The sequence below is a fragment of the Pseudomonas sp. B21128 genome (assembly GCF_044218865.1).
Classification (GTDB): domain Bacteria; phylum Pseudomonadota; class Gammaproteobacteria; order Pseudomonadales; family Pseudomonadaceae; genus Aquipseudomonas; species Aquipseudomonas iridis.
Map to the genome: position 1 here is coordinate 4,805,217 of NZ_CP162590.1, position 21,208 is coordinate 4,826,424.

22 protein-coding genes are annotated in these 21,208 nt (G+C 59.8%); 10 read left to right on the plus strand and 12 right to left on the minus strand.

Annotated features, from left to right (window positions below; translation table 11 throughout):
• Nucleotides 1-115: 115 nt before the first annotated feature.
• The 3 genes from AB4P91_RS21545 to AB4P91_RS21555 all read right to left on the minus strand — a co-directional run bounded on the left by AB4P91_RS21545 (nt 116) and on the right by AB4P91_RS21555 (nt 2,927).
• Nucleotides 116-1,228, minus strand: coding sequence for a succinylglutamate desuccinylase/aspartoacylase family protein (locus AB4P91_RS21545; RefSeq protein ID WP_395603632.1), 1,113 nt, complete (start codon nt 1,226-1,228; stop codon nt 116-118).
• Between the two features lie 204 nt (nt 1,229-1,432).
• Nucleotides 1,433-2,212 (minus strand): ABC transporter substrate-binding protein, encoded by a 780-nt coding sequence (locus AB4P91_RS21550; protein ID WP_150595520.1) that lies wholly within the window; start codon nt 2,210-2,212, stop codon nt 1,433-1,435.
• A gap of 286 nt (nt 2,213-2,498) precedes the next feature.
• On the minus strand, nt 2,499-2,927 hold the full coding sequence (locus tag AB4P91_RS21555; RefSeq protein ID WP_150688678.1) for a rhodanese-like domain-containing protein: 429 nt from the start codon (nt 2,925-2,927) through the stop codon (nt 2,499-2,501).
• Between the two features lie 102 nt (nt 2,928-3,029).
• Here AB4P91_RS21555 and ftrA point away from each other — a divergent pair, with 102 nt between their 5' ends.
• The 3 genes from ftrA (at nt 3,030) to AB4P91_RS21570 (ending at nt 4,907) form a co-directional block, all read left to right on the plus strand.
• Nucleotides 3,030-4,004, plus strand: coding sequence for a transcriptional regulator FtrA (ftrA, locus tag AB4P91_RS21560; RefSeq protein ID WP_395603633.1), 975 nt, complete (start codon nt 3,030-3,032; stop codon nt 4,002-4,004).
• A 265-nt stretch (nt 4,005-4,269) separates the two neighbouring features.
• Complete coding sequence (locus AB4P91_RS21565; protein WP_395603634.1) at nt 4,270-4,593, plus strand: type II toxin-antitoxin system RelE/ParE family toxin; 324 nt, start codon at nt 4,270-4,272, stop codon at nt 4,591-4,593.
• 2 nt (nt 4,594-4,595) lie between these two features.
• Nucleotides 4,596-4,907, plus strand: a complete 312-nt coding sequence (locus AB4P91_RS21570; protein WP_395603635.1) for a helix-turn-helix domain-containing protein — start codon at nt 4,596-4,598, stop codon at nt 4,905-4,907.
• A gap of 66 nt (nt 4,908-4,973) precedes the next feature.
• On the opposite strand, the gene AB4P91_RS21575 is transcribed toward AB4P91_RS21570, so the two are convergent.
• Both AB4P91_RS21575 and AB4P91_RS21580 read right to left on the minus strand, forming a co-directional pair.
• A complete protein-coding gene (locus tag AB4P91_RS21575) occupies nt 4,974-5,192 on the minus strand; it encodes a hypothetical protein (protein ID WP_395603636.1) in 219 nt (72 codons plus the stop codon).
• Nucleotides 5,189-5,521 (minus strand): FKBP-type peptidyl-prolyl cis-trans isomerase, encoded by a 333-nt coding sequence (locus AB4P91_RS21580; protein ID WP_395603637.1) that lies wholly within the window; start codon nt 5,519-5,521, stop codon nt 5,189-5,191. The genes AB4P91_RS21575 and AB4P91_RS21580 overlap by 4 nt, the downstream gene beginning before the upstream one ends.
• Before the next feature lie 143 nt (nt 5,522-5,664).
• Here AB4P91_RS21580 and AB4P91_RS21585 point away from each other — a divergent pair, with 143 nt between their 5' ends.
• Nucleotides 5,665-6,729, plus strand: a complete 1,065-nt coding sequence (locus tag AB4P91_RS21585) for a M4 family metallopeptidase (protein WP_395603638.1) — start codon at nt 5,665-5,667, stop codon at nt 6,727-6,729.
• Entirely contained in the window at nt 6,726-7,037 is a 312-nt protein-coding gene (locus AB4P91_RS21590; protein ID WP_150595528.1) for a protealysin inhibitor emfourin, read from the plus strand. Before AB4P91_RS21585 ends, AB4P91_RS21590 begins: the two co-directional genes overlap by 4 nt.
• Before the next feature lie 48 nt (nt 7,038-7,085).
• Here AB4P91_RS21590 and AB4P91_RS21595 read toward each other — a convergent pair whose 3' ends face one another.
• Nucleotides 7,086-7,394, minus strand: a complete 309-nt coding sequence (locus AB4P91_RS21595; protein WP_150595529.1) for an RcnB family protein — start codon at nt 7,392-7,394, stop codon at nt 7,086-7,088.
• 311 nt (nt 7,395-7,705) lie between these two features.
• On the opposite strand from AB4P91_RS21595, the gene AB4P91_RS21600 reads away from it, so the two are divergent.
• The 4 genes from AB4P91_RS21600 to AB4P91_RS21615 all read left to right on the plus strand — a co-directional run bounded on the left by AB4P91_RS21600 (nt 7,706) and on the right by AB4P91_RS21615 (nt 13,119).
• Nucleotides 7,706-8,302, plus strand: a complete 597-nt coding sequence (locus AB4P91_RS21600; protein WP_395603639.1) for a LemA family protein — start codon at nt 7,706-7,708, stop codon at nt 8,300-8,302.
• A 22-nt stretch (nt 8,303-8,324) separates the two neighbouring features.
• Entirely contained in the window at nt 8,325-10,295 is a 1,971-nt protein-coding gene (locus AB4P91_RS21605; RefSeq protein ID WP_395603640.1) for a M48 family metallopeptidase, read from the plus strand.
• Nucleotides 10,296-11,046: 751 nt separating this feature from the next.
• Entirely contained in the window at nt 11,047-12,339 is a 1,293-nt protein-coding gene (locus AB4P91_RS21610; protein ID WP_150688685.1) for an MFS transporter, read from the plus strand.
• Nucleotides 12,340-12,351: 12 nt separating this feature from the next.
• Nucleotides 12,352-13,119, plus strand: coding sequence for a substrate-binding domain-containing protein (locus AB4P91_RS21615; RefSeq protein ID WP_150596687.1), 768 nt, complete (start codon nt 12,352-12,354; stop codon nt 13,117-13,119).
• Here the strand turns inward: AB4P91_RS21615 and AB4P91_RS21620 are convergent.
• Nucleotides 13,109-14,023 (minus strand): LysR family transcriptional regulator, encoded by a 915-nt coding sequence (locus AB4P91_RS21620; RefSeq protein WP_150595534.1) that lies wholly within the window; start codon nt 14,021-14,023, stop codon nt 13,109-13,111. The genes AB4P91_RS21615 and AB4P91_RS21620 overlap by 11 nt on opposite strands.
• A gap of 248 nt (nt 14,024-14,271) precedes the next feature.
• Between AB4P91_RS21620 and AB4P91_RS21625 the strand changes: the two genes are divergently transcribed.
• Nucleotides 14,272-16,080: a monovalent cation:proton antiporter-2 (CPA2) family protein gene (locus tag AB4P91_RS21625; RefSeq protein ID WP_395603641.1), complete on the plus strand. Its 1,809-nt coding sequence runs from the start codon at nt 14,272-14,274 to the stop codon at nt 16,078-16,080.
• Nucleotides 16,081-16,230: 150 nt separating this feature from the next.
• Here the strand turns inward: AB4P91_RS21625 and hcnC are convergent, their stop codons facing one another.
• From hcnC to AB4P91_RS21650, 5 genes are all read right to left on the minus strand, one after another.
• Nucleotides 16,231-17,490: a cyanide-forming glycine dehydrogenase subunit HcnC gene (gene hcnC, locus AB4P91_RS21630; RefSeq protein WP_395603642.1), complete on the minus strand. Its 1,260-nt coding sequence runs from the start codon at nt 17,488-17,490 to the stop codon at nt 16,231-16,233.
• Nucleotides 17,483-18,892, minus strand: a complete 1,410-nt coding sequence (gene hcnB, locus AB4P91_RS21635) for a cyanide-forming glycine dehydrogenase subunit HcnB (protein ID WP_150596689.1) — start codon at nt 18,890-18,892, stop codon at nt 17,483-17,485. The genes hcnC and hcnB overlap by 8 nt, the downstream gene beginning before the upstream one ends.
• The gene (locus tag AB4P91_RS21640) at nt 18,889-19,203 is read right to left on the minus strand and encodes a (2Fe-2S)-binding protein (protein ID WP_042562120.1); all 315 of its coding nucleotides are present in this window, start codon (nt 19,201-19,203) and stop codon (nt 18,889-18,891) included. The genes hcnB and AB4P91_RS21640 overlap by 4 nt, the downstream gene beginning before the upstream one ends.
• Before the next feature lie 241 nt (nt 19,204-19,444).
• Nucleotides 19,445-19,984: a hypothetical protein gene (locus tag AB4P91_RS21645; RefSeq protein WP_150596690.1), complete on the minus strand. Its 540-nt coding sequence runs from the start codon at nt 19,982-19,984 to the stop codon at nt 19,445-19,447.
• Nucleotides 19,985-20,210: 226 nt separating this feature from the next.
• Nucleotides 20,211-21,152 carry a hypothetical protein gene (locus tag AB4P91_RS21650; protein WP_150595539.1) on the minus strand — a complete coding sequence of 314 codons (942 nt, stop codon included), beginning with the start codon at nt 21,150-21,152 and terminating at the stop codon, nt 20,211-20,213.
• Between the last annotated feature and the right edge of the window lie 56 nt (nt 21,153-21,208).

A 21,208-nucleotide genomic window follows, 5' to 3' on the forward strand; every position in this document is an offset into this window, starting at 1 on the left:
TGCCGCGGATGCCGCCATCGCTGGCAAGCCAGCTCCCACAGGTTTTGTGAACGCCCGAGAACACTGTGGGAGCTGGCGTGCCAGCGATGAGGCCAGCAAATACAGCAAAAATCGGTCAGTCGTTAGTCAATTTACCCGTACGAAACGGTACCCGCCCCGCCACCTTCGCTTGCCAGGTCCCCGGCTCGGTGTAACGCCCGCGATCAATCGCAAACAACACCCCGCTGGTTCCTGCACGCACGGTGGTGACGCGATCTTTCAATGGATCCACCACCTCGAACAATGCATCCCCCTGCTCTACCCACTCGCCCGCCGAGCGCAGAAAACTCACCACACCATGGTGCGGCGCGAAGAGGTATTCGGTGCCTTCGAATGGTATGCCTTCGCAGCATTCGCCTGGCGCCGCCGGCCATTCACCGCTGATGAAACCCTGCTCCGCCAGAAACCCTAGAATCGCCTCGCAATTGGCCTGAGCCTGATCGACCCGGGTGTCGCCCATGCTGCCCAGCTCCAGCGTGGTCGCAAGGTTGGCCGCTGGAATCGCCGCGTCCGGGAAGGCTCGTGCCAGACGCAACCACGGCGTCGAACAGGATTCATCGAACGAACTGCCGCCGGAATCTTCACACAGCAACGCCACGCCAGCCTTCAAGCGCGCCGCCAATGACTGCCACTGCGGCCAATGCTGGGGCAGCGCATAAAGGTGAATCGCGGCGTCGAAATCGCAGTGCAGATCGAGGGTGATATCAGCATCGCAAGCGTGGCGCAGTAACAAACGATGCAGGGCTTCCAGTTGCGAGGCCGGAGCCGGCAGATCATCGAAGACCTGGCGCATGGTCTGGCGGATCAGCGCGATATTGGCGTCGGCATCAGAACCCAGACGCTCGCCGATCAACGCTGCCACCGGCGCACTGAGTTCGACGAACGCACGGTTGAAGTTCTTGCCGCTGCCCAATTCGAAGCGGCCCATGTGATTGCCTTGCAGATGCTGATCGAGCCCGATCGGGTTGGCCACCGGCACCAGTTCAATCACACCTTGCAAACGACCCTGCGCTTCAAGTGCGTTCAGGCGTTGCTTGAGTTCCCACGCGGTGCGCATGCCCGGCAGTTCATCGGCGTGCAGGCTGGCCTGGATGTACACCTTGCGGGCACCCGTGCCGTAACGGAACACACTGAGGGAACGTTCGCTGCCCAAATGGCTCCAGGGCAGAAGATGGTCGATGCGTTGCATAAGAAAACTCCTGCGTACAAAACTGGCGAAAATCACCTGTGGGAGCGAGCTTGCTCGCGAAGGCGGCGTATCAGTCAACGAAGAGGTTGAATGTTAAACCGTATTCGCGAGCAAGCTCGCTCCCACAGAGTTCTCATCTGACCTCAACTTACGCGCAATAAAAAAGTGGCCACCGCATCAACGGGGCCACTTTTTTACGGCGTATTAATGGCCGTACACGTCAAAGTCGAAGTACTTGTCCTGGACTTTCTTGTACTCGCCGTTGGCGCGGATTTCGGTGATGGCTTTGTTGAACTGCTCAGCCAGGGCCGCATCGCCCTTGCGCACTGCAATCCCGGCGCCGCCGCCGAAGTATTTGGCGTCTTCGTAGGTCGGGCCGACAAATTCGAAGCCTTTACCCGCGTCGGTTTTCAGGAAACCGTCGCTGAGGTTGACCGAGTCGGCCAGCATGGCATCCAGACGACCGGACGTCATGTCGAGGTTGGCTTCCTGCTGCGAGCCGTAACGCACCAGATCGATCCCGGCCGGGACCAGCACTTCGGTGGCGAAACGGTCGTGGGTACTGGCGCGCAGTACACCGACTTTCTTGCCTTTGAGCTGGGTCAGCGGATCGGTGACATTGGAGCCTGTCTTCATCACGAAGCGGGCCGGTGTGTGGTAGTACTTGATGGTGAAATCGACGTTTTTCTTGCGGTCGTCCGTGATGGTCATCGAGGACAGGATCGCGTCGATTTTCTTCACTTTCAGCGCCGGGATCAGGCCATCGAATTCCTGCTCGACCCACGTGCATTTGACTTTCATCTGCTCACACAGCGCATCGCCGATATCCACGTCGAAACCGGTGAGTTTGCCGTCAGGGGTTTTCATCGAGAATGGCGGGTAACCGGCTTCGATACCGATGCGGATCGGCTTGGCGTCTTCGGCCACAGCGGTCAGGGACAACATCGACAGTGCCAGGGCACCGAACATCACTAGCTTCTTCATTTATTACTCCTGTGTGCGGAGGCTTTTATTGGCAGCTTTCGATTCAGCGTCCGGTCATGGCCATAGAGCGGCAAAAACCGAAGTGGTCGGCAGTCTATGGCGGCGCGCACAGGGCAAATTGTGTTTAAGCGACAATTACTTACAGAACTTCGGCGCACTGATTGACCGGGGTCAACAGGTGCGCCGTCGTGGTGCAAAGGCTGTAGGACAAGCCCTCAATCGATACCAAAAATCTCGTGTAGGGGCTGCAAATGTCAGGATTCGCAGCGGGGGATCTTGTCGAGTTTCAACAGTCGCATGCGAGGGACGTTTTGCCGGCTTGCGTCACGCTCAGCTCGAACCCTTCGTCGAGCCAACCCGTCACGCCACCGATCATCTCCTTGACCGGGTAACCCAGCGCCGCGAGTTTAACCGCAGCCTTGTTCGCGCCGTTGCAATGGGGGCCGGCGCAATAGACCACGAACACCGTGGTTTTCGGGTATCCCGCCAACCCTTCAACGGTCAGCCGCCGCGTTGGAATATTGATCGCGCCCGGTACATGACCTCGCTCGAAGGCCACTGGTCCGCGAACATCGACCAGCACAAAGTCGACCGCACCGGCCTCAAGGCTGCTGAACACGTCGGAACAATCGGTTTCGAACGTCAGACGATTGCTGAAATGCATCAGGGCGATGGCCGACGGGGCGGGAGGGATTTCGCAAACCAGGCTGGGCATGAGGTGTTGCTCCTTCATCTGAGTGGGTGTGAACAGACTTTATCCAGCCAACGCTTATCGCTAAAGTGGCGCACAAGACACCCATCGGGAATTTTCCGCCAAATGCCCACTTCACCAGGTTTGGTCGCGATTCTGGCCTACGACGGCCTCTGCACATTCGAGTTCGGCATTGCCGTGGAGATCTTCGGGCTGGCCCGGCCGGAGTTCGACTTTGCGTGGTACGAGCATGCAATTGCGGCGGTCGATCAAGGCCCGATGCGCGCCATGGGCGGGATTCAGGTGCTGGCTGACGGAGGGCTGGAGCTGCTGGCCGAAGCCCGCACCATCATCATCCCCGGCTGGCGCGACCGGAATGCTTCAGTGCCTCCACCGTTAATCGACGCACTGTGCCGGGCCCATGCTCGCGGTGCGAGATTGCTGTCGATTTGCTCAGGTGTGTTTGTGCTGGCAGCCACCGGCCTGCTCGATGGGCGCGGCGCCACCACTCATTGGCGTTACACAGCGGAACTGGCGCAGCGCTTTCCAGCCATTGCAGTCGATCCGGATGTGCTCTACGTCGACTCCGGCCAGTTGATCACTTCGGCAGGCAGCGCGGCGGGCATCGACGCCTGTCTGCATCTGGTCGCACGGGACTTCGGCACGCAGGTCGCCAACTCGGTGGCGCGGCGGCTGGTGATGTCGCCGCAGCGCACCGGCGGTCAGGCGCAATTCATTCCGACCCCCGTCAGCCAGACGCCGCGCAACGATCTGTCGCGGGTGATGCAGTGGGCGCGCGAGCGCTTGCACGAGCCGTTGGAGGTGCGCGACCTGGCGAGTGAAGCGGCGATGAGCGAGCGAACATTCCTGCGGCGTTTCACTGAAGCCAGCGGGCAATCGCCCAAGGCGTGGTTGCAGCATGAGCGGTTGGCGCGGGCGCGGGAATTGCTGGAGAGCACGACGCAGAACACCGAGCAGATCGCCGAGCGCTGCGGCTATCGATCGGTGGAGAGTTTTCGCGTGGCGTTTCGCGGGGTGGTCGGTGTGCCGCCGTCGGTGTATCGGGAGCGGTTTGGGGGTGGAGTCAGAATCACTTCTTGAGGGGATTTCAAGGGCGCAATCGCGACCAGACCCACTCCTACAGTGGAGCTGTGGTGTGATCGGTACATGTGAACAATGTTGAAAATCAGCTCACAAAGACATCCCTGTCTGGAACCGAATATCTGGAAATGCATAAGGGGCTTGATTTATATCGATTCCGATATAACCTGATGATCAGGCGATTACTGCCATGCCTTGCAACACACCGCCGCATCACGATTCGCGCTGAGCGATTAGGCTTTTCCTGTCAAAACAGGAGAAGTCGATGTCAAGACACACGGATGTGGTGTTTGTCGGGACCGCGCTCAAGCATCTGAAAGCCTTCCCCATCGATGCTCGCAGAGCTGCGGGATTTCAGTTGGATCTATTGCAACAGGGTGACGAGCCCTTTGATTGGCGCCCCATGAAAACATTAGGTCGGGGCGTCAACGAAATCAGGATCACCGAGGACTCAGGAGCGTTTCGAGTGTTTTACGTGGTCAACCGACCCGAGGCGATCTATGTGCTGCACGTCATGCACAAGACCACCCGCAAAACTGAAACGCGAGACATTGAATTGGCACGCGCCAGATACCAGGAAATCATTTAGCCATGAAGGATCATCAACCCGCGTCCGAGCGCTTCTCAAGCGTCTGGGATGCACTGGAAGATACACCGCAGGAGGCCGCCAATATGCGTTTGAGGGCCAAACTGATGCGCACGCTTTGCGAGACCATCCGCGCGTGGGAGCTTCCACAAAAGGATGCAGCCAGACGACTTGGGATCAGTCAGCCACGCCTGAACGATGCACTTAACGGCAAGATCGACAAGTTCTCTCTGGATGCGTTGGTCAATCTGTCGGCCGCAGCGAAGTTGGAAGTGGACATCTGCTTCCCGCTGAACCCGACCCTGCACTGGGCCTGACAGCTGCATCTTCTCACAGGCATTGCATCGGACCTGCCGAGCTTGCTCGCGAAGACGTCGACACATTCACCGCCGAAAGTCGGAGAGGATAAACGGCGTCTGTGCCCTGAGGTAAACCTCCACAGCATCCAGCGAGTTCAGCAGCTCGCTGGATGACTCAGTGCTGCCCACGTCGTCGCGATGAGTCACGGTGACCGTAAAGGCCTCGTTCTGCTGGACCAGAGCACTGATGAACTTGACGACCTGTCCGTCCTCTTCAGCAAAGGAAACAAACGCCCACTTCAATCCTCCCGCGTCAAAACTTCCAACAGCTCAATCTCAAACACCAGATTCGAATTCGGCGGAATTTTGCCCATGGTCCGTTCCCCATACCCCAGATGCGCCGGCACCAGCAGTTTGCGTTTACCGCCCACCTGCATGCCCATCAGGCCCTGATCCCAGCCCTTGATCACGCGGCCGATCACACACTGGAAAGGTTTGCCGCGGCTGTAGGAAGAGTCGAACTCGGTGCCGTCTTCCAGCCAGCCGGTGTATTGGGTGGAGATCAGCGCGCCTTTGACGGCGGCTTTGCCCTCGCCCGGTTGCAGGTCGATGATTTGCAGTTCGTCGGTCATGGCGTTTCACTCAGTCAGGATGGCCCGTTGGGGGCGCGGACAGCGTTTTTCGCAGAATCCGCCTCCGTTGGCAATGCATGGAACCGAAACACGCCGCGCTGCTCACATGTGTATCGACATCGTATTTAGCCAGGGAAGCTCTGATGACCGACTCACAATCGCCGCGCAGTTTTATTCCGCCCTACATCCTCAACCGCATCATCGCGCATGGTTCGCAGCCGCAGCGCACCGCGGCGATGCTCACCCTCAATCATGTGCGCAGCCTGTTGCCCAACCCCGGCGCGCCCTTGCGCCGGGAAGCTCGCGCCATTCTTGCGCCATCGAGTAAGCCCGGCATCGCTCAGCGCAGCGTGCATGATGCGCAAAACAAGATGCTGCTGCCCGGGATCAAGGTGCGTGTGGAGGGACAGCCGGCGACAGGCGATCCGGCGGTCGATGAAGCTTATGAGGCGCTGGGCGCCAGCTATAATTTCTTCTGGAAGGTGTTGGGTCGCGACTCGATCGACAACAACGGGTTTGCCCTGATCGGCAGCGTGCACTACGGTCAAGGCTACGAGAACGCCTTCTGGAACGGCGCTCAAATGGTATTCGGTGACGGTGATGGGGAAATTTTCCAGCGTTTCACCCGCTCGCTTGACGTCATCGCCCACGAACTGGCCCATGGTGTGACGGAAAGCCAAGCCGGTCTCATTTACGCGAACCAATCGGGCGCACTGAACGAATCACTGTCGGACGTGTTCGGCGTGTTGACCAAGCAATATTCGCTCAGCCACACGGCCGAGCAGGCTGACTGGCTGATCGGCGCCGATCTGCTGATGCCGCAAATCCACGGCCAGGGTCTGCGCTCGATGTCGCACCCTGGCACGGCGTATGACGACCCGCTGCTGGGCAAGGATCCGCAACCGGACCACATGCGCAAGTTCGTCATTACCACAGAAGACAATGGCGGCGTGCATATCAACTCAGGGATTCCCAACCGGGCGTTCTATCTGGCGGCTCGAGCCTTGGGCGGTTTCGCCTGGGAAAAGGCCGGGCGGATCTGGTACGACACGCTGTGCGACAAACGCTTGAGTCAGGACGCAACGTTTGAGGCGTTCGCCGGGTTGACGGTCGAAAACGCTGGCAAGCGCTTCGGTGCCAGAGAGGTGACTGCGGTGCGTGAGGCTTGGGCCCAGGTCGGTATCGAATTGGTCGTGGAGGCTGTATGAAAATTCTGCCCGAGCTGGGTGACGATTCCGTAGTGCGGGTTTCACGTCAGGGTGGCGTGGCGGCCATTCATAGCCTGAGCCGCCCGCGTGAAATTGAATTTGCGCAATGCGACATCAGCGAACGCACACGAATCTGCTCGGTTTTGGAGGGGTGTCTGCCGCTGGACAGTGCCGAAACCGGGCGCGCAGACCAACGCTTCTATCAGATAGAAGTGCGCTACCCATCCGGGGAAATGGTGCTGAAAGTGCCGGAGGATCAAGCGCCGGGGGATCTGGTGCATCTGTGGGACAAGGGGCAGTTGCTGTAAGCGCGGAACTGCAAAATCTGCCATCCGTGGCTGATCATCTGAAGCGGTTTAACGCTCTACCGGCTGCATCTCGACAATCGTCCCGTTGGTGATCATCACCATCACGTACTGATCATTGATTTGCACCCACTGCGCTTGCTCAACCGGTGCTTTCAAACCTTTCGCTTTCCAGTTTTTCAAGGCTTTGTCACTGCGTTGATAAACGTCTGGCGCGCGGTCGTTGATCTTTAGTTCGCGATCGCTGACGGGGGACTGGACGGAGGGGTCGTTCGAGGTTTGCGCCGCTTGAACAATCGGGCTGATCCCGGCAATGCCGGCGACCAGGGCCAGGCTGGCGAATAGGGTTTTGCTGTTCATCGGTGAACCTCCAGAGATATGTGCTACCTGTACTCCGACTGCGCGGCGGCAAAATCATTCCTTGTTTTTTGTTTGGACTGGCAGGGAGATTTCTTTTGTTAGACAGGCCGTCACCGCTGGCAAGCCAGCGCCCACAGTTTTTATGGTGGTTACAAAACTTGAGCTGCCTACAGATCTGTGTGGGAGCTGGCGTGCCAGCGATGGGGACGGCACTTTCAATGCATGGCGATGCCCGAAAACACGGCTGTCGCGAGCAGGCATTTGCGCTAACATGCCGCGCCCCTTTCTGCCGCGTGAACAAGGACATCACCGTGAACAGCACCCTCATTATCATTCTGGTCGTTGCCGGGCTCCTCGCCCTCTATGCCATCAAACTCTTCAACGACCTCGTCGCCCGACGCAACCAGATCAAAAACGCCTTTGCGCAACTGGAAGTACAACTCAAGCGCCGCTATGACCTGATCCCCAACCTGGTGGCCACCGCCAAGGGTTACATGGCTCATGAGCGTGAAACCCTGGAGGCCGTGATCGCTGCGCGCAACACTGCGCTCGCCGGACTGCAGGCAGCTCAGGCGCAGCCGGGCAATGCACAGAACATGGCCCAACTGGGTCAGGCCGACAGCGCATTGAGCAGTGCCATGGGCCGGTTGAATGTCACGGTCGAAGCCTACCCGGATCTCAAAGCCTCACAAAACATGCAGCAACTGAGCGAAGAGCTGAGCAGCACCGAAAACAAAGTCAGTTTCTCCCGCCAGGCCTACAACGATGCGGTGATGACCTACAACACGCTCAAGCAAAGTTTCCCCGCCGCCTTGTTCGCCCCGTTGTTCGGCCACGGTGCCGATGCATCGCCGCTGACGTTCGCCGACAGCGCGGCCATTCAGGAAGCTCCAAAGGTTTCGTTCTGACCCCTGGCCAACGGATGGCGACATGAATTTTTTTGAACAACAGCGTCAAGCCAAGCGACGCACCTTGCTGCTGATTTCTTTGATGATGCTCGCGGTACTCAGCCTGATCGCGATGTCTTGCCTGATCATGGTCATTCCGGTCGAGGATGGTGACGGAAACGTCATTATGGATCTGGAGCTGAATCGGCAACTGGTCGGCACCGTGTCGGCGGTGATCATCAGCATCGTGTTGATGGGCAGCCTGTCGAAACATTGGGAGTTGTCCGAGGGCGGCAAAGTGGTCGCGCGGCGTCTCGACGGCCGGCTGATCAACCACAGCGTGCAGACGCTCGAAGAGCAGCGTTTGCTCAACGTGGTAGAAGAAATGGCCATCGCTTCCGGCACCGCCGTGCCTTCGGTGTACTTGCTGCCCGATCTGGGCATAAACGCATTCGCTGCGGGACTCACGCCACAGAATGCGGTCATCGGCGTCACCCAGGGCGCGATCAATCTGCTGACCCGCGAAGAGCTGCAAGGGGTGATCGCCCATGAGTTCAGCCACATCTACAACGGCGACATGCGCCTCAATACGCGGCTGGTCGCCATCGTCCACGGGATCATGGTACTGGGGTTGACTGGCTCCTATATCCTCCAGGGCACGGAGCACGTCGGTAAAACGCCAGTGAGTCGCAACAAGTTCGTGGCCATTCCGATGTTGATTGGTTTTGCACTGTTGATTGTCGGTATCGCGGGGACGATATTCGGCAATCGGATCAAAGCTGCAATCAGCCGGGAGCGTGAGTTTCTGGCCGATGCCACCGCGGTGCAATACACCCGCAATCCGCAAGGCATCGCCGGTGCGTTGAAGAAAATTGGCGGTTATGAGCTGGGCTCGGCCATCAAATCCCCCCGGGCCGAGGAATACAGCCACCTGTATTTCGGACCGGGCGCCACAAGCTCTGACTCGTTGGCATCGCATCCGGATCTGAATGAACGAATTCGCCGGGTCGATGCGCAATGGGATGGCAGTTTCAGCAAGATCGCAGCACCGCTGACCGAGACACAGCCCCCTGTCGTTCTGCCCGTACCCGACGCGTTCGGCGGCGTGCCTGCTGTTGCCATGGCGGTGCTTTACGACATGAACTCGATTCAGGGATCCGTTGCCGCCATCGGCGCGCCGCAAGCCGAACATCTGATCGAAGCGCGGCGCATGCTGGAAGACATCCCGCAATCACTCAAAGCGGCGGCACGCACCGTCGACGGAGCGGAGGCCATCGTTTACGGACTGCTGCTGTCGCGCTCGGTTTCCTTGCTGGGCGTGCAACTGGAGATACTGCGCGAGGCAATCGACGACAGTATGTTCAGCACCCTGAACCTGCTGCGCGAACCTTTGTCGTCGCTCAATCCTGGCCTGCGTCTGCCATTGCTGGACCTGGCCATTCCAAGCCTGCAACAACTGGGCAAAAAACCCTTCGCCAAGGTCAAGCACAACCTGAATCGGTTGATCGAAGCCGACAACGAAACCGAACTGCTGGAGTGGACGTTGTTACGGATTGTCGAGCGCAATGTCGAGGGCGCCGCACCTGTGCAGTTCAAGTTCGGTTTGTTCCAGTGCGCCGAAGAACTCATGGCGCTGCTCACCGCACTCGCCCGCGCCGGGCAGCAGAACATGCCGGCAGCATCGCAGGCACTGCAATTTGCCTGGCAAGGCCTGGCGTTTGAACGGCCCCAGGAAATGCGCGTTGAACTGCAGGAGCTGACGGGGCTGGAAGCGGCGATCAAGCGTCTGCGCCACCTCATGCCAGAGGAGCGGCCCGCCCTGCTCAACGCCATGACCCGTTGCGTGATGCACGACGGCGTGATCACCGTCGCTGAGGCAGAGGTGTTTCGCGCGGTGGCGGATTTGCTCGATTGCCCACTACCGCCGCTGCTGACTGCGCAGGCCTTGGCAGATGACAGGGTTAGCGAACCTGCCCGTGAGGAAACCGAACCATCAAGGATTAGCGTCGCCTGACCCACCGCCATCGCTGGCAAGCCAGCTCCCACAGGTATTGGGCAGACCTGAAAGACATGAGGCGGCTATCAAGCCGCCATCGTCAGCAGGCTGGCTCCAATAAGGATTTGAGTACACCTGACAGACACAGGTCGGCTGTCAGGCCGCCATCGCCAGCAGGTTGGCTCCACAGAAAAGCAAAAACACAACCCCCACCGCCCTTGCTTCTCACCACTCAACACAATGAGCGTTAGCTCGAGTGCAGCTCTTGATCTGGAAGGCCCGTCGGGAGGCTGAGTGGAGGGATTCATCCGGGGAGGACATCGAAAGGAGGTGCAGCGAAGCAAACCGGAATCGATGCCCCGGATGGATTCCGGAGCGAAGGAACCCCGAGCTCTAGCGAGCGGGCCGGACGTCAGGGCACAGACCTTTTGGTTACTTTTGGGGCGTTTGCCAAAAGTGACCCGCCGTAAGGGCGGAACCCTAAGTCGCCCTCACCAAAAAACCGGATATTCACCCAAAACAACCCAGAGCATGGTCGGCCCGGAGGCCGCCATCGCTGGCAAGCCAGCTCCCACAAATTCTGTGTTGTTCTCAGGCAATCCTACAAAGGTGCATGCCTAGAACCGATCAACATTGATCCACTTTCAGCATCAATCCATGCCAACAATGCAATTAACAGATTGTTACATCTGCGCCACCATCCGCCTCAATAAAAACCGTGCGCCGCCTCCCCGTAGCGCACGTCATAAAAGCGGTGGAGTTTTTTTCTATGACAGCCTCAATCCCACACGGCGGCTCCCGGGCCGGTGCCATTTTCCGAGTGACCTCGGGTAACTTCCTCGAACAGTTCGACTTCTTTCTGTTCGGCTTCTACGCCACCCAGATCGCGGCGGTGTTCTTTCCGGCGAGCAGTGAATTCGCCTCCCTGATGATGACCTTTGCAGTGTTCGGCGCAGGCTTCCTGATGCGTCCGCTGGGGGCGATTGTGCTTGGCGCCTACATCGATGATGTCGGTCGGCGCAAAGGATTGATCGTCACCCTGTCGATCATGGCCAGCGGCACGATATTGATCGTATTGGTGCCCGGCTACGAAACCATCGGCCTGTTCGCCCCGGCGCTGGTATTGATCGGGCGGCTGTTGCAGGGCTTCTCGGCCGGTGCGGAATTGGGCGGCGTGTCGGTGTATCTCTCCGAGATCGCCACACCGGGCCGCAAAGGTTTTTTCACTGCGTGGCAATCAGCGAGTCAACAAGTGGCGATCATCGTCGCGGCTGCCTTGGGTTACGCCCTGAACGCGTGGATGGCGCCGGACGTGGTTGCCGATTGGGGTTGGCGGATTCCGTTTTTCATCGGCTGCATGATCGTCCCGTTCATCTTTTTCCTGCGGCGTAATCTGGCGGAGACCGAAGAGTTCGCCGCACGCAAGCACCGCCCAACCATGGGCGAAGTGTTCCGCACCCTCGGCCAGAACTGGGGCGTGGTGCTCGGCGGGATGCTGATGGTCGCCCTGACCACCACCGCGTTTTACCTGATCACCGTGTACGCGCCGACCTTCGGCAAAACCGTGCTGCACCTGAGCACTTCCGACGCGCTGCTGGTAACACTGCTAGTGGGTGTGTCGAACTTCTTCTGGCTACCGATCGGCGGCATGTTGTCCGACCGCATCGGCCGTCGTCCGGTGCTGATCGCGATGTCACTGCTGGCGCTGGCCACGACCTATCCGGCGCTGTCGTACCTGGTGCAGGCACCGAGTTTCAGCCACATGCTGCTGTCGCTGTTGTGGCTGTCGTTTATTTACGGTTTGTACAACGGCGCGATGATTCCGGCGCTCACCGAGATCATGCCGGTGGAAGTGCGTGTCGCCGGTTTCTCCCTCGCCTACAGCCTGGCCACAGCGATTTTCGGCGGTTTCACGCCGGCGATGTCGACCTTCTTGATCCAATACACCGGCGACAAAGCTGCGCCGGGCTACTGGATGAGCATCGGCGCGCTCTGCGCATTGCTCGCGACGCTTTACCTCTATCGCCGCGCGGGCGGCCGTCTGCTACCGGCTACTGCATAAGGAACCACGACCATGAAAAAACTGTTGAATCTGGGCGCCCTCGCCCTCCTCGCTTTCAGCGCCCTGGCGCACGCCGAACAGGTAAACGTGATGACCTCGGGCGGCTTCACCGCGGCCTATAAAATCCTCGGCCCGAAATTCGCCGCGGCCACGGGCAACACCCTCGACACCCAGTTCGGCCCGTCGATGGGCAAGGCGCCAGAGGCGATCCCCAATCGCCTTGCGCGTGGCGAGCACGCCGACGTGGTGATCATGGTCGGCTACGCCCTCGACGAATTGATCAAACAAGGCAAGGTCGACCCGGCGTCACGGGTAGAACTGGCGGACTCGCGGATCGGTATGGTGGTGCGCGCTGGCGCGCCGAAACCGGACATCAGCAACGTCGAGAGCCTGAAAAAAACCCTGCTTGACGCGCAATCGGTGGCGTACTCCGACAGCGCCAGCGGCGTGTACATCGAGCAGCAGTTGTTCAAGAAACTCGGCATCGAAGATCAGTTGAAACCGAAGGCGAAGATGATCGCGAAAATCCCCGTGGGCTCGGTGGTTGGCACCGGTGATTATCAACTGGGCTTCCAGCAGGTCAGCGAACTGCTGCCGGTGCCGGGGGTGAGTTTCGTGGCGAAGATTCCAGAGTCAGTGCAATCGGTGACGCGCTTCGCTGCGGGTATTCCGGTCAACGCGCAACATCCCGCCGAGGCCAAAGCGTTACTCGCCTACCTCGCTGCGCCGGCCGCACAGGCTGACGTGCAGGCGACCGGGCTGGATTCGGTCAAGCATTGATAATCGGCGGCTGGACTTTCATTTCCACCACCAGCCGCTCCAGTTCCAGTGCCGCCGGGGTCAGCGTGCGATCCCGGCGCTTGATGATGCCAACGCTGCGCATCACTTGCGGATCCGTCAGCGGTATCCGCGTCAGGATCGGATGATCCGGCCCCGGCATCGCCATCAACGGCACCGCCGCTACGCCCAACCCGGCCTCCACCAGGCCAATCATCGTCGTCACATGCCGGGTCTCGCAGATGCTCTGACGCTGCGGCACCACGCTGCTCAAGGCCTGATCGAGTAAAAAGCGGTTGCCGGAAGTCTTGTCCAGCGAGATGTAATCCTGCTGGTAGAACTCGTCCCACGTCACGCTGTTGCGCCCAGCCAACGGGTGATCGCGACGACACGCCACGACATAGCACTCCTGCACAAGCGGTTCGAAGTCGACTTTGGCATCCTGCGTGCCCATAAAACTCAAACCGAAATCGGCCTCGCCATTGACCACGGCGCTCAATACGTCGTGGGCGCTGGCGTCGAGGACTTTGACTTTGATGCGCGGGAACTGCTGGTGATAGCGCGCAACCACACGCGGCATGAAGTAGTACGCGGCAGAGGGCACGCAAGCGACGGTGACGTGGCCCAGTCGGGTCGAAGCAACTTCGCTGATGCCCAGCAGTGCAACGTCCAGATCATCCAGCAAACGTTCGACACTCGGCATGAAACCGCGCCCGGCCTGGGTCAGGCTGACTTTGCGCGTGGTGCGCTCGAACAGTTTCACGCCCAGAGCGTCTTCAAGCTTCTCGATGCGTCGACTCAAGGCCGGTTGCGAAAGTCGCACGGTGTCGGCGGCTTTGCGGAAACTGCCCTGCTCGACCACGGCGCGAAAGGCTTGCAGGTCGTTGAGGTCGAAGTTGATGGCCATGGCGGAACTCGGGGATTGATTCGCTTGGGTTATAAATGTAACCAATTGATGCAATATATTACAGATCCAATGAAGTCCCTTGTAGGAGCGAGCTTGCTCGCGAAAGCATTCTGTCAGCGACTCACAGGTTGGCTGACACCCCCGCTTTCGCGAGCAAGCGCGCTCCCCCATTGGTTCTCCAGTGGCTTGCAGGTCTGTGCTGCCTTTATCCTTGTCGCCCCCGCCGTACCGTTGTCAGGAGTAAACCCATGCCCCATGAAGGCAATTTGTTGCAAGCCGCCGTTGTTTTTCTGCTCGCGGCGGTGCTCACCGTGCCCTTGGCCAAACGTCTGCAATTGGGCGCGGTGATTGGTTATCTGTTTGCAGGGGTGATCATCGGCCCGTCGGTGCTGGGCCTGATCGGCAATCCCCAGAGCGTGGCGCACATCTCGGAGCTGGGCGTGGTGTTGCTGCTGTTCATCATTGGCCTTGAACTGTCACCGCGACGCTTGTGGGTGATGCGCAAATCGGTGTTCGGTGTCGGTCTGGCGCAGGTGCTGCTGACCGCGTCGGTGATTGGCGTGCTGGCGTTGGCCGTGTTCGGCCAGCCGCTGAACAGCGCCATTGTGCTGGGCCTCGGTCTGGCGCTGTCGTCCACCGCGTTTGGCCTGCAAAGCCTTGCCGAGCGCAAGGAGCTGACCAGCCCCCACGGGCGCCTGGCGTTTGCCATTCTGCTGTTTCAGGACATCGCCGCGATCCCGTTGATCGCGCTGGTGCCGATGCTCGCCGGTGTCGATCATCACACCAGCACTGCCGACGATGTACGGCACAGTCTGCAGGTGCTCGGCGTTATTGCCGTGGTGGTGATCGGCGGGCGTTATCTGTTGCGGCCGGTGTTTCGCGTGGTGGCGAAAACCGGTCTGCCGGAAGTGTCGACGGCAACCGCGCTGCTGGTGGTGATCGGCACCGCGTGGCTGATGGATCTGGTCGGTGTGTCGATGGCGCTGGGGGCATTTCTTGCCGGTTTGCTGCTGGCCGATTCTGAATATCGCCATGAACTGGAAGCGCAGATCGAACCCTTCAAAGGCCTGCTGCTCGGGCTGTTTTTCATCAGCGTCGGCATGGGTGCCAATCTGAGTCTGTTGCTCAGCGCGCCGATAACCGTGCTGGGGCTGACGCTGTTGTTGATCGGCTTGAAACTGCCGTTGCTGTTTGTGGTGGGACGTCTGGCCGGTGGCTTGAACAAGGTCAGTGCGATTCGCCTCGGCATCGTGCTGGCGGCGGGGGGTGAGTTCGCGTTTGTGGTGTTCAAGATCGGGCGCGATCAGGGTCTGTTCGAGCCGCGGCTGTATGACCTGCTGGTCCTGACCATCACCCTGTCGATGGCCGTGACGCCGCTGTTGCTGTTGCTTTGTGCCAGGCTGGTCAGCCCAAAAGTGCAACCGGTGGAAGTACCCGAGAAATTCCGCGCAATCGACACGGACACGCCGCGCGTGGTGATCGCCGGCATGGGCCGGATGGGGCAGATCGTTGCGCGGATTCTGCGGGCGCAGAACATCAAGTTTGTCGCCCTCGACACTTCGGTGGAAACCATCGAACTGTCACGCAGTTTCGGTGGTGTGCCGGTGTTTTATGGCGACCCGATGCGCCCGGAAATTCTCCATGCCGCCAAGGTCGGTGAAGCGGAATATTTTGTGATCGCCACGGATGATCCGGAGACGAATATTAAGACCGCCGAGGTGGTGCGCAAGCTCTACCCGCACATGAAGATCATTGCCCGGGCCCGTAACCGTCAGCATGTTCACCGCTTGGTCGATGTCGGCGCCGAGGCGATTCGTGAGACGTACTATTCAAGTCTGGAAATGAGCCGGCGCACGCTGGTTGGCCTCGGGCTGACCCAGACCCAGGCCGATGCGCGGATCAAACGCTTCAAGCACCACGACGAACAAGTGCTGGAGGCGCAACACGCGGTGTATGACGACGCAGCCAAAGTCCTGCAAACCGCCCAGGAAGCCCGGGCGGAACTGGCGCGTTTGTTTGAGTCGGATCAGCTTGAAGAAGAATCTCGCAAAACCTGAGAGATCAGGCGCCGCGCAGATCGCCATCTGCTGGCAAGCCTGCTCCCACAGGATTCAGCTTCGTATACAAAATTTTGATACGACTCGGCCACTGTGGGAGCTGTCTCGCCAGCGAAGGGGCCGGCCTGTTCAACATCAATCTTGCTCGGGTCAGGCAGGCTCTGACTCGAGCGTTTGCTTGACCGGCGCCGTCTCGAAACGATCTGCCAGAAACGGCGTGATGTCCAATGGCAGCGGCTCGTCGTTGACCATTTTATCCAGCAGCACACCGGTAATGGCCGAGGTCAGAATCCCGGTACGGAAGTGCCCGCAGGCATTCAGATACCCCTCCACCCCACGCATCGGCCCCAGAATCGGCAACTCGTCCGGCGAACCTGGGCGCAGGCCCGCCCAAGTGCGCTTGAGGTTGACGTGCGCAAGCTCCGGCAAGCAGCGCACCGCGCCCTGCACCAGCCCGGCGATTTCCGGGTAGGTGGTGGTGACGTCGAAGCCTTTGTCTTCGGTGGTGCTGCCGATGAGGATCTCGCCGTTGTCCTTTTGCGCCACGTAGCAGTCGCTGGTAGTCAGGCAGCCATTGAGGATTTTCGGCATGCGCTCGGTCAGCAGAATCTGCCCTTTCACCGGTTTCACCGGAATGCGGATGCCGGTCGCCCATTCGCTCAGGTCCGCCGCCCAGGCACCGCTGGCGTTGATCAGCGTCTTGCAGTGGAACACGCCCTCCTCGGCCGTTTGTACGCCGGTGACCCGCGTGCCGTGGTGCAACACACCGGTGACGTTGGTGTTGACGAAGATATCGACACCGTTCTGCCGCGCGCCTTCCAGGTAGGCGTCGGCGAGGCGGAACGGGCTGACCTGATGGTCGCAGAGAAACTCCAGCGCCCCGCGTGCTTCATGACTGACGCTGGGCTCGGCTTCGCGCAGTGCGGCTTGATCGAGCCAGCGCACCTGCTCGGCCAAATGTGGAATGCAGCCGACGATATGTTCGGCGTAGAGCCGGTCTTCATCGTCATAAATCACGAATTTGAGCCCGGTCTTTTCGAACTTGAAATCCATGCCGTGATTGTCTTTCAGTTCACGGTGCAACGCCGGGTACAGCGCATTGGACTGCAAGGCGAAATCAAAGAACGACGCTGGCAGGATGTGCGGCGTGCTGGCGTCCACCGCCACCGCCGCGCCCTGGGTTTCGCGCTTGCGGTTGGCCGACATCATGCGGAAGAAAATCACCCCGCACCCCAGGCCCACCGACTCGCCGATCGCCCACAACCCACCGGCTGACGCGCGGGTCGCGTTGCCAGGACGCTTGGCGTCGATCAAGGCCACTTTGAGGTTTTTGCGTTTGGACAATTGATAGGCGCAGGACGCCCCGATCACACCGCCGCCGGCGATGACCACGTCGTAGAACTTACTCATGGGAAACGGCCTCCGTGCCGACAGACTGGAATGCGGAAAAAGGAATCGGATCGATCGGGAAGCGCGGGCGCAGCCAGCCGACATCCTGACGGCCGGTGGCCTGCCGCAGGCGGTCGCTGCAGTAGCCAACGCACATCCGCCCCTGACAGTCGCCCATGCTCACGCGGGTGCGCATTTTCAAGCTGGCAATGTCTTGCACGCCCTGCTCCAGCGCCAGATCGATGTCGGCGCGGGTCGCGTGTTCGCAGCGGCAAATCACTGTGTCGGCGTTCGGCAATGCGGTCTGGCCAACACCGCGTTCGGTGTAGCGATCCACCGCCGCGCGAAAACGCACGATGGATTTGAGTTTGCCCAAATAGCGGTCGCGACGAACGTGCGCCAGATCCTCGTCGAGCACACCGCGTTGCAGCAGGATGGATGTCGCAGCGATCTTGCCGGCCAGCATCGCCGCTTCACCACCGCGAATCCCGCCCATGTCGCCGGCCAGATGGATGTGAGGCTGGTTGCTTTGCTGCCAGACATTTGAATGGGCGCGCAGATAACCATCGTCGCTGAAGCCGTGATCCAGGCCCATTTGCTGACTGAGTTGGGTGCGCGGAATGAAGCCATAACCGACCGCCAGGGTCTGCGCCTCGAAGCGCTCGACACGGGACATGTCCGGCGTCCAGGTCTGCGAGTACGGCGCGACACTGACGCTTTTCAGTTCGCCTTCGCCGTGGGCTTCGACCACACCCCAGCCGTAGTTCATCGCGATGCCGTGGAGTTTCAGGTAGGCGAGCATGCTCAAGCCGTCGAGGAACAATTGCGGCTTGTTCAGCAACGCCAGGCTTTCGCGGGCGATCTTGCCGAACGCGCAGGCCTCATACACGCCCGCGACTTTGACGCCCGACGCATGCAGTTGCGTCGCCACCAACGGCAGCAGTGGGCCGGTCCCGGCGATAATCACCGGGCCCCGCGGTTTGACCACGCCACTTTTGATTTGCAGTTGCAGTCCACCGAGCAGAATCACCCCTGGCAGGGTCCAGCCGGGAAACGGCACGCTGCGCTCATGGCAGCCGGCCGACAGCAACAACTGTGGATACTCGATCTCGTGAAGCTGCTCGTCAGCGTCCAGCACTACCAGCGCGCGGGTGCCTTCGGCGCCGACCACGCGGTGATTCAGGCGCACGTCGATCAACCCCGATTGCTCCAGGAAATCACCGTGCAGTTTGCCCAGCGCTTCGGCGTAACGTGGCCCGAGATAATCCAGCTGCACGCCGTCACGCAGCGGCCCGCGATAGACCACACCACCGAGGCGCGAGGCCTCTTCCAGCAAGGTGCAGCGCACGCCATGGCGCGCCAGTTCGATGGCCGCCGCCATCCCCGCCGGACCGCCGCCGACGATCACCGGTTGCAGGCTCATACGACCTCCTGCCCGGCGATGCGGTTGACCTGGGTTTCGATCTGCATGCCATCACGCACGACGGTCTGGCAGGCACGGCGTTTATGCCGGCCATTGATTTTCACCAGGCAGCACTGGCACACGCCCATACCGCAGTAGGCGCCGCTGATCTGATCATGATCGTTGCGCGCAATCTGGCGCACGCCAAGGGACTGGATAACGCTGAGGACGGTTTCGCCGATGGCGGCAGTGACCGGTTGACCGTTGATGTGCACGGTCATATCCGCCTGCGCCAAGGGCTGGATATCGAAGGTTCTTTCTAGGCAGTGCATTGCGATGTTCATCCGTGAAAAGGTTCGGTTGAGGTTGTGTCAGCTCCTTGCTGCACTACACCTTGCGGCCCGTTTGCTTCTTGTCTCGGGCGGGCTCGCGAGGTACTCCGTCAGCGCAACGAGGTGCGCGCGAGAACAATGTAGTTCATGTTTTAGCAAAGGCCTGGATCATTTACGTTAGGCGATATCGCCAGCTGAAATATTGATCCAGGCCAGTGAAAGCAGTCGGATGGTTCAACGATCAGTTGGAGAAGACGAATTGGCCTTTGATCTTCTTTGCCCCAATGAACCCAAGGTCGGGAAACAGTTTGGTCTTCAGCCAGGCAACGTAGAACACCAGTGCCAGCGTGATGCCCACCGCTACCGCCGTCGATACCGGATCCTCAGCGTACCCCTTGAACAGGCGCGACATCTGGCTGAGTGTCAGCAGTACGTAGACGGTGTACGCCGCTGCGGAGTTTTTGTAGAACCCCCACGCAAACAAAAGCGGGATGCCGCCAGCGATCAGCATGATGCTCAAGACCAGGCCGATGCTGAACGAATAGCCAAGCGTCAACGCCGCCAACGCAGTGAGCGCGGCCTGAACGCACATCAGTCCAACGAGGATTTTGATCTTCAGTGAATGGCGCTCGATGAGGACCGGATCCGGACGGCCAGCGATCCAGGCGGCCAACACCCGATCCTTGACCTTGCCGCCTGACAGCGCCCTGAAGGTTTCGGTCTTGGAGCGCCCGGCTTCGAGCATTTCCACCAACTGCCGTTTGATTTCCTTCTTGTCCAACGCATTCATCCTTAAACAGAACAGGAAGCGGCCCATCCGCTTCCGGCGCAGATTCTCGCTGTTGATCCCCCAGAAAGCAAAAAGCCGCTTCTACCCGAAGGTAGAAGCGGCCGAGGCATGAGCCTCAATAGAGCAATTAGTGTACGAACAGCGCAATCAGGATGATGATCGGGATCGGAATACCGAGGAAAAACAGCAGTAGTGAGCGCATGGTAATTCTCCCTATTTAACGAACTGGAGGCAGTGTGGAGGTAGTGGTGTAAGTGTCGACTTCAACGTACTCGACCGCATCCCGACGACGACCGCCGAAGATGGCTGCAAAGCTTGCGAAGAACGCACCGGCCAACAGCGCAACGAACATCCACAGCGAGGTCATGGCAGCGACTTTCGCGGCGGTATCGGCGGCTTGCTGAGCTTTCAGCTTGGCGTCGGCAATGGCTTTCTGAGTACGGGCATACACTTCATCGACACGACGTTCGGCGTCGGCCTGACTCAGGTTGGTCCGTTGCGCAACCAGTTGTGCGAGGTAAGTGCGGTCTTCGGCGCTGAGCTGACCATTGGCCAGACTTTCAGTGAAGATCCGCGCCACTGCGCCGTGTGCAGCGTCATCACTGACGGACGCTGGACGGTCATCGCGGAACAGGTTGTCGATGTAGTAACCGTACTGGTTGCTGTCAGTATTGGCTGCAGCAGTGCCGGCCGCTTGGGTCATGGCGCTTGCTGCACCACCGGCAACACTGGCACCGGCCTGCACGCCGCCGCTGATGACACTGCTGACCGAACCGACGACCAGCACCGCGGTCACCAAGGTCGCCACACACCAGGCAAGGAAGCCATGGGCGGTGTCGCGGAAATACACTTCGTCACCGTGCATGTTGGCCCACTTCACCCGCAGGCGGCCGGCGATGTAACCACCCAGGCCGGAAGCGATGATTTGCGTCGCCGCCAGCCACACAATCGTTGAAATACCCAGACCCTTGGCGCTGACGCCCTCCCCGGCCCAAGGCGAAACGGCAGAGAAACCCAACCCGAAGCCCAGCAGCACCAGAATCATAGACAGTGCAGCGGCCGCCGCGGCACCTGCGAAGATCGCGCCCCAGGACACCCCTGAAACGTTGCTCGACTCTCCTTCGTAGGCAGCATAAAACCCATCAGAGGATCTATTCATTGTTGTAGTGCTCCAGGCATGAAAAATGGTGTTACAACTCGTCAGCAGAAGAATTG